Genomic DNA, 13,974 nt, shown 5'->3' with positions numbered 1-13,974 from the left:
GGTGCAATCTTGATTCTATCGAAGGCTTAGCGCGGCCCGGTCGAGCCAGCAATCATCATTTCCCGGCGATCATCATTTCACCGTCCCGCCCCGCCGTCAGCCCATCCGTCATCGTCCGCTCCTCATCATCCGCCCCCTCATCGTCCCCCGTCATCGTCCCTCGTCGTCGTCTCCCGTCATCATCCCGCTCGGCGTTTCGCTTGCGCGGCCATCCGCACCGACGCATTGGCCGCGCCATACTGGTTATAGCCGCCGATGCGCTGGACGATCTCGAAGAAGAAACGGTCGTCGAACGGGTCGGTATAGGCGTGCAGGAACTCGCCGTTGCCGTCACGATCGTAGAGCAGGTTGTGCTGGCGCAGGACGGCGACGCGATCATCATCCAGCCCCCAGCGTGCGGCCACGTCGTCATAGTAATTGCGGGGGATCGGCAGGAAGCGGGCGCCGCGGGCCGCCAGCACGGCCATCGTCGCCTCGATGGCGTCGGTGGCGAAGGCGACATGCTGCACGCCGGCACCGGAAAATGTCGTCAGAAACCGGCCGGTCGCCGTTTCCCGGCTTTCCGAGATGTTCAGCGGCAGCCGCACCGATCCGTCCGGACTCGTCATGGCCCGGCTTTGGATCAGTCCCATCGTGTCGGGGATTTCCCAAAGCTGCTCCGGCTGGAAGCCGAAGATCGCGCGGTAGAACAGGATGAAATGATCCATCCGCCCGACCGGCAGGGCCTGGGCCACATGGTCCACCGCCACTAGGCCGCCGGCCTGCGTCTCCTCTGGGACCAGCAGGAAATCGGCATCATAGATGGTGTGGCCCGGCGCGGCGGGTTCGATCAGATAGATCAGTGTGCCGTCCGGTGCGCGCAGAGCCGGAATACCGGCCTCGCCAGGGCCTGTCCGTTCCCGCCATTCGGGGCACAGCAAGGCCTCGGCGCGCGCGACCGCCTGCTTCGCGTCATCCACGCGCAGGGCCATCGCGCAGACGGAGGGGCCGTGGAACTGGAAATGTTCGGCGGCGGCGCTGTCCTGCTCACTGTTCAGGATGCAGTTGATGCCGCCCTGCCGGAACAGTTCCACGGCCTTGGAGCGATGGCGTCCGGCATAGCGGAACCCCAGCGCACGCAGGGTCTCACCCAGGCGGCGGCCGGCCTCATCGTCAACGGCGAATTCCAGGAACTCCACCCCGTGGAAGCGGGGCGGGTCCGGCAGGGCAGTCAGGCCCGCCTCGGCTTCGGTCAGCAGCAGGGAGCGCAAGCCGTCGCGTGCCATCAACCGGGCGGGCGCGGCGCGGAACTCGTCGTTGAAGATTTCCAGGGACAGCGGACCCCGATAGCCGGCGGCCACCAGGTCGCGGACGAAACCGGCGACCGGCAACTGGCCCTGACCGGGAAAGTTTCGAAAATGACGGCTCCAGGACAGCACGTCCATCGACAAGGACGGCGCGTCGGCAAGCTGGGCGAAGAAGAGTTTATCGGCAGGGACATCGGACAGGCCGGCCAGGTCATCGTGGACCGCCAGCGTATGAAAGGAATCCAGGATCAGCCCCAGGGCGGGATGGTCGGCTTGTTGAACGATCTTCCAGGCGTGACGCCATCGGTTGACATGCCGCCCCCAGGCCAATGCCTCGTAGCCGATGCGCAGCCCACGCCGCGCCGCGTGTTCCGCCATCTCATGAAAATCCGCGGCGGCGCGCGCATCGTCGTCCAGCGCCGCCGGATGGGTGTTGCTGCACACCAGCAGCAGGCTGGTACCCAGCGCCTGCATCACGTCGAATTTCCGTTCAGCGCGCTCCAGGTTGCGGCCGCGCTGTGGTTCCGGCATCGCCTCGAAATCACGGAACGGTTGAAAGCAGGTGATGGTCAGGCCCAGGCTTTCGGCGAGATAACGCACGTCCTGCGGCGACCCCTCATACGTCAGCAGGTCGTTCTCGAAGATTTCGACCCCGTCGAAGCCGATCGCCGCCGCGGCCTCCAGTTTCTCCGCCAGCGTTCCGCTGAGGGAGACCGTGGCGATTGATTTCGGCAGCGGAGGAAGCGAGGCCATCTCGTCTCCGATCAGATGTCCAGGAACACGGTTTCGTTCTCGCCCTGCAGCCGGATGTCCAGGGTCCAGGCATCCACCCCCGTCGGCGCCGCGATCAGCGTCGCGCGGTCGGCCGGACTCTCGATCAGCGACAGGACCGGATCGGTGTCGTTCAATGGCTCGTCCCGGAAATACAGGCGGGTGGTCAGGCCACGAAGCAGCCCGCGCGCCAGGATGGTGATCGCGATGTGCGGCGCCTGCTGCGCATTGCCCAGGCCGGGAACCGGGCCAGGTTTCAAGGTGCGGAAGCTGAACCGGCCATCGGCATCCGTGCGGCAGCGACCATAGGCGGGAAAGCTGTCACTGACGGGCGGGCTGGCCTGCCAGATCTCCACCGCCGCGTCGGTGACCGGCTGGCCGGCGCCGTCGGTGATCCTGCCGGTGACGGTGATTGCCGGCCCGCTCGCGCCAAAGCGCAGCAGGTCGGCCATCTCCGGCTGCTCGATCAGGTGCCAATAGGGACCGATGGTCTGGCTGGCGGTTGCGATCAATGGCGGAGCAGCCATCAGCGATTCTCCATCGGCGTGGCATTGCGCCCCCGCAGCACGAAATCGAACCGGTAGCCCAGCGCCCAGCCGGGGCGTGTGGTTGCCAGATCGAAGCGGGCGATCAGCCGGTCGCGCGCCGCGGCGTCGGGCGTGGCCAGGAAGATCGGGTCCAACGGCAGCAGCGGGTCGCCGGGAAAATACATCTGGGTGATCAGGCGCTGGCCGAAGCCGGTGCCGAACAGCGAGTAGTGGATATGGTTCGGCCGCCACGCATTGTCGTGGTTGCCCCAGGGATAGGCGCCGGGCTTGATCGTGGCGAATTGGTACCAGCCATCGGCATCGGTGAAGACGCGCCCTTCGCCATGGAAATGCGGGTCCAGCGGGGCGTCATGCGTATCCCCCGGATGGTCGTAGCGGCCGGCTGCGTTCGCCTGCCAGATTTCGACGATGGTGTTAGGGATCGGCCGCCCGTCCTCATCCATGACCCGGCCACGGATGATGATCCGTTCGCCCATGGCCGGCGCGCCGGTCACGGTCGACAGGTCGGGCATCGGCGGGAAATGCGCCGGGGACAGCACAGGCCCGGTGGCTTCCGTGACCGAATGCGGGATGCGCACGGGTTTGCGGGTGGGATGACGCAGGCGCGTGCTGCCATAGGCCGGCGTGTCGTTCGCCGGCTGAGTCCCCGGTTGCAATGGCCGGAATCCAGTGCCGTCCACGGTCATCGGTTCAGCCTCCTCCTGTCGGTCCGCCGGTTGGCCGGTGGCTGCGTGTTTGGATTAACCAGTTAGTTAATAGATCTGTCCCACCTGGCGCAAGCAGGCCTTCCCGATGATTCACGCGCCAGGACGTATTGCCAAGTGCCAATGACACGCGCCATCGGACCGTCGCGGCTACCGCCCGTCGCCCGCCGGCGTGTCGCCGCGTAGCCCGAACCGGCTGCCGCCTGGGTGTGTCATCCCGACTTCAACCAGGTCAGGATCATGTCCGTCACCAGGGCGCGGTGGGCGTGCCGCATCGGTGGCGCATCCAGGTCGCGGCCGAAGATCGCGCCAAATGTGTGCCGGTTGGACACGCGATAGAAGCAGGGTGCGCTGATCATCATGTGCAGATCGACCGGGTCGACCGCGCGCCGGAACACGCCGGCTTCGCGGCCGCGCGCGACAATGTTCTCCAGGGAGCGGATGATGCCCGCATTCACCTCGCCGATGGTGCCCAGCTGCTTCAGGTAGTTCGCCTGGTGGATGTTCTCGATCGATACCAGGCGAACGAAATCGGCATGGGAATCATGGTAGTCGAAGGTCAGGTCGATCAGCCTCCGCATCGCCTTCTCCGGGTCCAGATCGTCCAGCGCCAGGGCCGCCTCGGCCGCTCGGATTCCGGCATAGGCCTGCTGCAGAACGGCAGAATACAAGCCCTCCTTGCTGCCGAAATAGTAGTAGATCATCCGTTTGGTCGTCGCCGTCCGCTGCGCGATCGCGTCGACGCGCGCGCCGGACAGGCCGTGTTCGGCGAACTCGGCCCTAGCGATGTCCAGGATGTCGCGGCGGGAGCGTTCGGCGTCCGGCCTGCGCGCCGGTTCAGCCTGGCTGCTTGCCGTCATAGCCTTCGATGATCAGCATGTCTGCTTCCGCCCTGCCGTCCCGCTTCGCCTTGGCGGCGGCATATTCGGGGGAGTGATAGCAAGCGAGCGCGGTATCGTAGTCCTTGAACTCCAGCACGACGTTGCGGCTGCGCGCGGTGCCCTCCGGAGCCTCGAACCGGCCGCCGCGCACCAGGAAACGGGCCCCGTATTTGCTGAAGACGGCGGCATTGGCGGCGATATACTCCTGGTAGCCGTCAGGGTCGGACACGTCGACGCGGGCGATCCAATAGGCCTTGGGCACGATGTTTCCTCCGATTGCCGGGTTGGGTTGCGGATCAAACGCCAACGACGCCTGAACGCCAAGAGGGGGACGCCAAGAGGGGGACGCCAACCAGGCACATCCGCGCACGGCGATGATGGCAAGGCCGGACTGCCCGGTTCAGCCGTGCGGCCGGTCGCCCAGCATGGCCGACAGCACCGGCTCCATCGTCTGTGACATCAGCGCCTGCCCCTGCGCGGTGGGATGCAGCGGCGCCTCGGGCGGGCTCAGCAGCGGATCGTAGAACAGCGACCGGTTCAGGGTGTTGCCCTTCATGAAGATGGGGGTCAGGTCCAGATAGGTCACCATCGGGACGCTTTTGTAATTCCGCGCCAAGGCCTTGTTGATCGTCGCCGTCTGCTCCGTCACCCAGGGGGAACGGTCCGATGGCAGCACGCCCAGCAGCAGGATCTTGGTGTCCGGCAGGCGCTTGCGCAGCTCGCCGATGATGGCGTCGATGCCCTGGACGGTTTCCTCGGCATCCCAGTGGACCCGGCCGAAATTGTTGGCACCGATCAGGACGACGGCGACTTTCGGCTTGATGTTGGCGACCTCGCCGTTGCGGATGCGCCATAGCAGGCTGGCGGTGGTGTCGCCCTTGAAGCCCAGGTTGACCGCCTTGCGATCGCCATAAAAGCGCTTCCAGGCCTGCTGGAACTCCTGCCAGTCGGGCGGCCCCGACTTCTCCCAGTTTTCGGTGATGGAATCGCCCAGGAAGATCAGCGTCGGCTGGGTGTCCGCCAGTTCCTTCAGCTTCTCTTCATGGCGCTTCCGCCACCAGGGCAGGTCCATGCGAGAGATCGGCGCGGCCGCCAGGACCGTCCTGGTGGCGCCGAAACCGGCCGCCAGTGGCGCGGCAGCCGCCAGGGTGAAGGCAGCGGCGCCGCGAAGGGTGGAACGGCGGGACAGAATGTTCATGCGCTTGGCCTTGCTGACGTGCCGGATCGCGGCGTGTGCGGTCCGCCGCCACTCCTTGACTGCTGGGACGGTGACTATCGGAACGGTGCGTGTGTGAAAAGCGGCGGTGCGGAGATCGAAGCGCCCGGGCGCCTAGGCGTGCACGTGAGGCGGGGTCGCAGAACGGGGGCGGCGGATCCGGCGCGGAAACACCAGTGGCAGCAGGACGGTGACGCCGATCCCCCACAGCAGATACGCCATCGCGCTGCGGGCCATCGGGGCGACGTCGCCGCCGAACGCGATCGGAAGCCCCTTCAGCGGCAGGAACACGAACCAGGACATCGCCAAGGCCGCCAGGCCAAGCGGGATGCCGTACCAGATCAGACGGCCGGGCAGGCGGATGCTCACGAAGCCGAACAGCGCACCGTAAACCGCGCCCCAGAAGGTCAGGCTGACCACCATCGGCATGAAGAACGGGGGAACATGCGCCAGCCGGAACGCCGGTTGCGGGGCAAGGCCGATCCAGAACAGGATTTGCAAGCTGGTCTGATGGAACAGCAGGACCGACAACGCGCCGGCCACGCTGCCGAGGAAAACGCGATTGGGCGATCGGTTCATGAGCACTGCTCCGCACAGACAGTGGCGAGAGGTTTTTCCGTAATATAGGCCGCCGTCAATCGTGCAACGCACAATTTTAAGGCATTGTAATCTTGATGAACGCGCTTGGAAATCGCTCTCGTTTCTTCAAATCCACATCATCCTTCGCCTTGTGCGGACCTGCCGCCATGATGTCGATCAAATACGATCGGCAACAGCCGGCAGCCTCGACATGGACACGGAGAACAGGCGTCAGATCAGGGGGGCGGGTTCGGCGCAGCCATCCCAGCGCGATCAGGCCGATACCCAGCAGGATGGCGGCCGCGGTTCCGGCACCGGCGCGAAGGCAATGCCGCGCACGCTGGCGTCGGCTGGCGCGGTAGATGGCGCTGAACACCTCATCCGATGGCAGGGTCAGCGCCGACAGTGAATCGCTGATGGCATAGACATAAGTCTGGTCAAGGTCGCCCAATGTGGCGTTGGTGGCGAACAACTCGACCAGATCGCCGATCACGTCGCCGGCCAGGCCGATCAGTCCCGTCGTCCCGTAACCGATCTGGTGCGACCCGCAGGCCGTGGTGTCAGGCATCAGATTCAAGCCGGCGGACAACGTGTAGTCCAGCACCCAGACGCCGTTGACGAGGGACCATTTCTGCAGGCCGCCATCGCTCAACCCCTGCATGGTCTTGCCGCTGCCGTTGTTGTCGTCCTTCGGGTTGCCGCTATCCGCCACATACAGCGTCATGGCGTTGGCGAAGAAGTGGTTCTCGAGCGTGTCATCCGTCCTGGTCGGCAGGTTGGCGGTGGTCCCGAGGCTGGAGACGTTCTCCGGCACGCCGGACCTCATGGTGGCGTCGGTCCAGGCGACCATGGACCCTGCGCCCAATGCCGTGTCGGGTGCCATATCGAGGGGTGAAAGAATCCGCTGGACAGCGGGGGCGCGGGCGCCTATACGCGCCGCTCTTTGGAACGCGGGAGACCGTGGGCCGCCGCTCGGGCGCCTGGTCGCATGCACCGCGGTCCCTTGGACCAAGGAGCCAGGGATATGGCGAAGAAGATCGTCGGCTATATCAAGCTGCAGATTCCGGCGGGCAAGGCGAACCCATCGCCGCCGGTGGGCCCGGCGCTGGGCCAGCGCGGCCTGAACATCATGCAGTTCGTCAAGGAATTCAACGCGGCGACGCAGAATGTCGAGCCGGGGACGCCGCTGCCGGTGGTCATCACGGCCTATGCGGACCGCACCTTCTCCTTCATCACCAAGACCCCGCCGAACACCTATTTCCTGAAGAAGGCGGCCGGCATCGACAAGGGCAGCACCAATGTCGGCAAGGGCGCCGCGGTGGGTCGGGTGACGATGGCCCAGCTGCGTGAAATCGCGCAGACTAAGATGAAGGACATGAACGCCAACGACCTGGACGGGGCCGTGCGCATGCTGATGGGCAGCGCCAAGTCCATGGGCCTGACGGTGGTGGAGGGCTGATCGATGGCGAAGAACAAGCGTCTGGCTGCCGCGCAGGCCCAGGTCGACGGCAGCAAGGCCTATCCGCTGGCCGATGCGCTGAAGCTGATCAAGTCCCTGTCGAAGGCGAAGTTCGATGAGACGGTCGAGATGTCGATGAACCTCGGCATCGATCCGCGCCATGCCGACCAGATGGTCCGCGGCCTGACCAGCCTGCCGAACGGCACCGGCAAGACGGTGCGTGTGGGCGTGTTCGCCCGCGGCGCCAAGGCCGAGGAAGCACTGGCCGCCGGGGCCGATGTGGTGGGCGCCGAGGACCTGGCCGAGAAGGTGCAGGCGGGCGACATCCAGTTCGATCGCTGCATCGCGACGCCGGACATGATGGGCATCGTCGGCCGGCTGGGTAAGGTGCTGGGTCCGCGCGGCCTGATGCCGAATCCGCGCCTGGGTACCGTCACCATGGATGTCAAGGGCGCCGTGGGTGCCGCGAAGGGTGGCCAGGTGGAGTTCCGCGCCGAGAAGGCCGGCATCATCCATGCCGGCATCGGCAAGGTGTCGTTCGATGAGGACAAGCTGCTGGAGAATGCGAAGGCCCTGGCCGACGCGGTGATCCGCGCGAAGCCGACCGGCGCCAAGGGCACCTATGTCAAAGGCGTGGCCATCAGCTCCACCATGGGGCCGGGCGTGAAGGTCGACATCTCGACCCTCGCCTGAACGGAATACGCCGGCCCGGTTCAAGGGTCGGCGGGCAGGGGGCGTCGCTGACGTCCCCGAACCTGTCCGAGACCGCTCGTCCCAGCTGCCGGTTCGCCGGGGGCGGGTTAATGGACCCCCAGCCATGGAAACAGGGTCCGCGCGCGGGAGACGGGGATGCCGAACGTTTCGGGGCGAGAGTCCCGCAGGGTTTGGTGGTTCCTGGGACAGGCGAACCGGACCGGTCCGGCGCAGGCCAGACCGGTTCTTGGGCAACCTGGCGTGTAGCCCCGAGGGCTGCAGGCCAAACGGAGACGAAACGTGGACCGTACGGAGAAGCGGGAGTTCGTCACCGAGCTCAATCAGGTGCTGTCCGAGACCTCGATCGTCGTCGTCACCCGCAATGCGGGCCTGACGGTGGCCGAGGCGACGGAATTGCGCCGGAAGATGCGAGCTGCGGGTGCGACCTTCAAAATCGCGAAGAACCGGCTGACCAATCTCGCTCTGGAAGGGACCCCGTTCGATGGCATCCGTCCCCTGCTGAAGGGCCCAACCGCGCTTGCGTGGTCGAGGGACCCGGTGGCGGCGGCGAAGGCGGCCGTCGAGTTCGCCAAGACCAACGAGAAGTTCGTGCTGGTCGGTGGTGCGCTTGGCTCTCAGACGCTGAACGCGGATGGGATCAAGGCGCTGGCCGAACTGCCGAGCCTGGATGAGCTGCGGGCACGTCTGGTGGGCATGATCGCCACGCCGGCCACGCGCATCGCCGGCGTCCTTCAGGCTCCGGCCGGACAGCTTGCTCGGGTCTTCGGGGCCTATGCCAAGAAGGACGAGAGTGGCGCAGCCGCTGCCTGACCAGACTAACGCATGCCCCGATCGGGTTTGGGGCTTGCATCGAACCAACCGAACTCTAGATACTAGGAACTTATCAAATGGCCGATCTGCAGAAACTGGTTGATGAACTGTCGTCGCTGACGGTTCTGGAAGCCGCCGAGCTGTCCAAGCTGCTGGAAGAAAAGTGGGGCGTGTCAGCCGCCGCGCCGGTTGCCGTCGCCGCGGCCGCGCCGGCTGCTGGCGGTGGCGGCGCCGCGGCGGCTCCCGCTGAGGAACAGACCGAATTCACCATCATCCTGGCGGACGCCGGCGACAAGAAGATCAACGTCATTAAGGAAGTCCGCACGATCACGGGCCTGGGCCTGAAGGAAGCCAAGGACCTGGTCGAGTCCGCGCCGAAGCCGCTGAAGGAAGGTGCGAACAAGGAAGAAGTGGCGAAGATCAAGAAGATGTTGGAAGACGCTGGCGCCAAGGTGGAGGTGAAGTAACGCGTCCCCAAGCGAGTCGACTTCCGGTCGGGCGTCTCCGCCGAGACGCTCGGCCTACGGCACAGGGGCGGGTGGAAACCAGGGTTGGTTTCCGCCCGATTCCTGTTTTCGGCGGTTTGACTGACGCCCTCCCCGCCAGCGGCGGCGGGTCCGGGGCAACAACGGTGCAGACGGCATAACGGCAGGCAGGATCATCGATGAACGCCATCACACGGTCATTCACGGGGCGCAAGCGCATCCGCAAGAGCTTCGGGCGGATTCCCGAAGTCGCGCCGATGCCGAACCTGATCGACGTGCAGCGCGCCAGCTACGAAGCCTTTCTGCAGATGAACGTCAATCCGGATAACCGGACGCATTCGGGGCTGCAGGAAGTCTTCAAATCCGTCTTCCCGATCGACGACTTCGCCGGCCGCGGCCGGCTGGAATTCGTCCACTATGAGCTGGAAGAGCCGAAATACGACGTCGAGGAGTGCATCCAGCGCGGCATGACCTTTGCGGCGCCGCTGAAGGTGATCCTGCGCCTGATCGTGTGGGACCTGGATGAGGATACCGGCGCCCGCTCGATCCGCGACATCAAGGAACAGCCCGTCTACATGGGTGACATGCCGCTGATGACCGATAACGGCACGTTCATCATTAACGGTACCGAACGCGTCATCGTCAGCCAGATGCACCGCAGCCCGGGCGTGTTCTTCGATCACGACAAGGGCAAGACGCACTCATCCGGCAAATACCTGTTCGCCGCCCGGGTGATCCCGTATCGCGGGTCCTGGCTGGACTTCGAGTTCGACGCCAAGGACCTGGTCTATGTCCGCATCGACCGGAAGCGGAAACTGCCGGTCACCACGCTGTTGTACGCGCTGGAGGGCGCCTGGTCGCAGCAGATGCGCGCCGCGCGGGAAGCGCAGGGCGAGGAGGTCGATCCGGCCGATATCCGCGGCATGGATCAGGAGGAGATCCTGTCCTACTTCTATGGCCAGGTGGTGTTCGATCGCACGCCGAAGGGCTGGGCGCGCCCGTTCGATCCCGAGGCGTTTCGTGGTGTGAAGCTGCTGGAGCCGCTGGTGGACGCCGCGACCGGGGAAGTGGTGGCCAAGGCCGACGACAAGCTGACCGCGCGCCAGGCCCGCCGCATCGCCGAGACGACCAAGGAAGTGCTGGTCGGCCGCGCCGACCTGCTGGGCCGCTACGTTGCCGTCGACATCGTCAACGAGGAAACCGGTGAGATCTACGCCGAGGCCGGCGAGGAGCTCGCCGAGGCGCGTCTGGCGGCGCTGGAGGATGCCGGCATCACCACGTTGCCGACGCTGGCGGTCGATCAGTCGAACGGGCCCTGGATTCGCAACACGCTGGCGGTGGACAAGAACACCAATCGCGACGACGCGCTGATCGACATCTACCGCGTCATGCGCCCCGGCGAGCCGCCGACCCCGGAAACCGCCGAGGCGCTGTTCCGCGGCCTGTTCTTCGACCCGGACCGCTACGACCTGTCCGCCGTGGGCCGCGTGAAGATGAACATGCGCCTGGGCATCACCGACACCCCCGACACGGTGCGCGTGCTGCGCAAGGACGATATCCTGCGCACGGTGAAGACCCTGGCCGATCTGAAGGACGGCCGCGGCCAGATCGATGACATCGACAATCTGGGCAATCGTCGTGTCCGCTCCGTCGGCGAGTTGATGGAGAACCAGTACCGCATCGGCCTGCTGCGCATGGAGCGGGCGATCCGGGAGCGGATGGGTTCGGTCGACATTGACACGGTGATGCCGCACGACCTGATCAACGCCAAGCCGGCGGCGGCCGCGGTGCGGGAGTTCTTCGGATCTTCCCAGCTTTCGCAGTTCATGGACCAGACCAACCCGCTGTCTGAGGTGACGCACAAGCGGCGCCTGTCGGCGCTGGGGCCGGGCGGCCTGACGCGTGAGCGCGCCGGGTTCGAGGTGCGTGACGTGCACCCGACGCATTATGGCCGCATCTGCCCCATCGAGACACCGGAAGGCCCGAATATCGGCCTGATCAACTCGCTGGCGACCTATGCGAAGGTCAACAAGTACGGCTTCATCGAGACGCCGTACATGCTGGTGAAGGACGGCGTGGTGCAGCGCGACGCCCGCTACCTGTCGGCGATGGAGGAGGAGCGGCTGGTCGTCGCCCAGGCCGACGCGCCGATGGACACGGAAGGCCGCTTCACGCAGGAGCTGGTGTCGGTCCGCAAGCAGGGCGATTTCCGCTTGGTGAAGCCCGAGGACGTGACCGCGATCGACGTGTCGCCCAAGCAGCTTGTGTCGGTGGCCGCGGCGCTGATCCCGTTCCTGGAGAACGACGACGCCAACCGCGCGCTGATGGGATCCAACATGCAGCGTCAGGCGGTGCCGCTGATCCGTGCCGACGCGCCACTGGTCGGCACCGGCATGGAGGGCGCGGTGGCGCGCGATTCCGGTGCCACGATCGTGGCCCGCCGCGCCGGCGTGGTGGACCAGATCGACGGCGCCCGCATCGTGGTGCGGGCGACCAATGACGACGGCACGACCAAGGGCGTGGACATCTATCGGCTGCGGAAGTTCATGCGCTCCAACCAGTCGACCTGCATCAACCAGCGCCCGCTGGTGAAGGTCGGCGACCGGGTGGCCGAAGGCGACATCATCGCCGACGGCCCGTCGACGGAGCTGGGTGAGTTGGCGCTGGGCCGCAACGTGCTGGTCGCGTTCATGCCCTGGAACGGCTACAACTTCGAGGACTCGATCCTGATCTCGGAGCGGATCGCCCGCGACGACGTGTTTACGTCCATCCACATCGAGGAATTCGAGGTGATGGCCCGCGATACCAAGCTGGGCCAGGAGGAAATCACGCGCGACATCCCGAACGTGGGCGAGGAGGCGCTGAAGAACCTCGATGAGGCCGGCATCGTCTATATCGGCGCCGAGGTGAACCCGGGCGATATCCTGGTCGGCAAGGTCACGCCGAAGGGCGAGAGCCCGATGACGCCGGAAGAGAAGCTGCTGCGCGCCATCTTCGGTGAGAAGGCGTCGGATGTGCGGGATACGTCCCTGAAACTGCCGCCCGGCGTGACCGGCACGGTGGTGGATGTACGCGTGTTCAGCCGCCGCGGCGTCGACAAGGATGAGCGCGCGATGGCGATCGAACGCGCCGAGATCGAGCGTCTGGCCAAGGACCGTGACGACGAGAAGGCGATCCAGGAGCGGTCCTTCCTGAACCGGCTGCGGGAGAAGCTGCTGGGCCAGAAGGCGTCGTCCGGCTTCAAGGGCATCAAGGCCGGGACCGACATCACCGATGAGGTGCTGGCGGAGCATCCGCGCGGCGCGTGGCGCCATATCGGCGTGCAGGACGACGCGGTGATGGCGGACATCGAGACGCTGAAGCGCGAATACGACGTCGCTGTCGGACGCCTGGAAGCCAGGTTCAACAGCAAGGTCGAGAAGCTGCAGCGCGGCGATGAGCTGCCGCCCGGCGTGATGAAGATGGTGAAGGTCTTCATCGCGGTGAAGCGCAAGCTGCAGCCCGGCGACAAGATGGCCGGCCGGCACGGCAACAAGGGTGTCGTGTCGCGCGTCGTACCGGTGGAGGACATGCCGTTCCTGAACGACGGCACCTCGGTCGACCTCGTGCTGAACCCGTTGGGTGTGCCCTCGCGCATGAACGTGGGGCAGATCCTGGAGACCCACCTGGGATGGGCCTGCGCCAATCTGGGCAGGCAGGTGGGTGAACTGGTGGAGGAATACCGCCGCACCGGGGCACGCCGGGAGGAGTTGCTGGAGACGCTGAAGAGCGTCTATGGCGACGAGGTCTACAGCCAGCAGATCGCCAACCTGGACACCGACCAGTTGGTCGAGCTGTGCGAAAACCTGCGCAAGGGCATCCCGATCGCCACGCCGGTGTTCGATGGTGCCCGTATGTCCGATATCGAGGGCATGCTGCAGCGGGCCGGCCTGGATACCTCGGGCCAGGTGACGCTGACCGACGGGCGGACCGGCGACATCTTCGAGCGCAAGGTGACGGTGGGCTACATCTACATGCTGAAGCTCCATCACCTGGTCGACGACAAGATCCACGCGCGCTCGATCGGGCCGTACTCGCTGGTCACCCAGCAACCGCTGGGCGGCAAGGCGCAGTTCGGCGGCCAGCGCTTCGGTGAGATGGAGGTCTGGGCGCTGGAAGCCTATGGCGCGGCCTATACGCTGCAGGAGATGCTGACGGTGAAGTCGGACGACGTGTCCGGCCGCACCAAGGTCTACGAGGCAATCGTGCGCGAGCAGGACAATTTCGAGGCCGGCATTCCGGAAAGCTTCAACGTGCTGGTGAAGGAATTGAAGTCGCTGGGCCTGAACGTGGACTTGGACAACCGGGCAGCCTGATGCGACGTGGAGGCGCGGGCGGACCTCTCCATCATGGCGGGCGGGGGCCCGCCATCCACGCTTGCGGTGCCGGAACAGGGAAAGGCGTGGATGGTCGGTCTCCGCCGACCCATGACGAAAAGCCGGCCTTCGCCGGCGATGACGACGGTGGCGAGATTGGTCGCCT

The 13,974-nt window shown here is 65.7% G+C and carries 13 protein-coding genes; 5 read left to right on the top strand and 8 right to left on the bottom strand.

Going from position 1 to position 13,974, the window contains the following annotated elements:
* Positions 1-179 precede the first annotated feature (179 nt).
* From VHC04_RS00710 to VHC04_RS00675, 8 genes are all read right to left on the bottom strand, one after another.
* Entirely contained in the window at positions 180-2,039 is a 1,860-nt protein-coding gene (locus VHC04_RS00710; protein WP_325676901.1) for a bifunctional sugar phosphate isomerase/epimerase/4-hydroxyphenylpyruvate dioxygenase family protein, read from the bottom strand.
* Between the two features lie 11 nt (positions 2,040-2,050).
* Complete coding sequence (gene pcaG, locus VHC04_RS00705) at positions 2,051-2,584, bottom strand: protocatechuate 3,4-dioxygenase subunit alpha (RefSeq protein WP_325676899.1); 534 nt, start codon at positions 2,582-2,584, stop codon at positions 2,051-2,053.
* The gene (gene pcaH, locus VHC04_RS00700; protein WP_325676897.1) at positions 2,584-3,291 is read right to left on the bottom strand and encodes a protocatechuate 3,4-dioxygenase subunit beta; all 708 of its coding nucleotides are present in this window, start codon (positions 3,289-3,291) and stop codon (positions 2,584-2,586) included. The genes pcaG and pcaH overlap by 1 nt, the downstream gene beginning before the upstream one ends.
* Positions 3,292-3,521: 230 nt before the next feature.
* Complete coding sequence (locus VHC04_RS00695; protein ID WP_325676895.1) at positions 3,522-4,169, bottom strand: TetR/AcrR family transcriptional regulator; 648 nt, start codon at positions 4,167-4,169, stop codon at positions 3,522-3,524.
* A complete protein-coding gene (locus VHC04_RS00690; RefSeq protein WP_325676893.1) occupies positions 4,147-4,452 on the bottom strand; it encodes a DUF1330 domain-containing protein in 306 nt (101 codons plus the stop codon). Before VHC04_RS00690 ends, VHC04_RS00695 begins: the two co-directional genes overlap by 23 nt.
* 138 nt (positions 4,453-4,590) lie before the next feature.
* Entirely contained in the window at positions 4,591-5,388 is a 798-nt protein-coding gene (locus tag VHC04_RS00685; RefSeq protein ID WP_325676891.1) for a GDSL-type esterase/lipase family protein, read from the bottom strand.
* A gap of 132 nt (positions 5,389-5,520) precedes the next feature.
* Entirely contained in the window at positions 5,521-5,985 is a 465-nt protein-coding gene (locus VHC04_RS00680) for a hypothetical protein (protein WP_325676889.1), read from the bottom strand.
* Positions 5,986-6,061: 76 nt separating this feature from the next.
* Positions 6,062-6,799, bottom strand: a complete 738-nt coding sequence (locus tag VHC04_RS00675) for a hypothetical protein (protein WP_325676887.1) — start codon at positions 6,797-6,799, stop codon at positions 6,062-6,064.
* A 210-nt stretch (positions 6,800-7,009) separates the two neighbouring features.
* On the opposite strand from VHC04_RS00675, the gene rplK reads away from it, so the two are divergent.
* From rplK to rpoB, 5 genes are all read left to right on the top strand, one after another.
* Positions 7,010-7,444 carry a 50S ribosomal protein L11 gene (rplK, locus tag VHC04_RS00670; RefSeq protein ID WP_325676885.1) on the top strand — a complete coding sequence of 145 codons (435 nt, stop codon included), beginning with the start codon at positions 7,010-7,012 and terminating at the stop codon, positions 7,442-7,444.
* A 3-nt stretch (positions 7,445-7,447) separates the two neighbouring features.
* Positions 7,448-8,137, top strand: a complete 690-nt coding sequence (rplA, locus tag VHC04_RS00665; protein ID WP_325676882.1) for a 50S ribosomal protein L1 — start codon at positions 7,448-7,450, stop codon at positions 8,135-8,137.
* A 300-nt stretch (positions 8,138-8,437) separates the two neighbouring features.
* Complete coding sequence (gene rplJ, locus VHC04_RS00660; protein ID WP_325676880.1) at positions 8,438-8,968, top strand: 50S ribosomal protein L10; 531 nt, start codon at positions 8,438-8,440, stop codon at positions 8,966-8,968.
* 77 nt (positions 8,969-9,045) lie between these two features.
* Positions 9,046-9,435, top strand: coding sequence for a 50S ribosomal protein L7/L12 (gene rplL, locus VHC04_RS00655; protein ID WP_325676878.1), 390 nt, complete (start codon positions 9,046-9,048; stop codon positions 9,433-9,435).
* A 197-nt stretch (positions 9,436-9,632) separates the two neighbouring features.
* Positions 9,633-13,808, top strand: coding sequence for a DNA-directed RNA polymerase subunit beta (gene rpoB / locus VHC04_RS00650; RefSeq protein ID WP_325676877.1), 4,176 nt, complete (start codon positions 9,633-9,635; stop codon positions 13,806-13,808).
* Positions 13,809-13,974: the final 166 nt, after the last annotated feature.

It is taken from the genome of Rhodopila sp. (genome assembly GCF_035548095.1).
In the GTDB taxonomy this organism is placed as follows: Bacteria; Pseudomonadota; Alphaproteobacteria; order Acetobacterales; family Acetobacteraceae; genus Rhodopila.
Note: the sequence above shows the minus strand (reverse complement) of the source record. Positions and strands in the feature narration are given on the sequence as shown.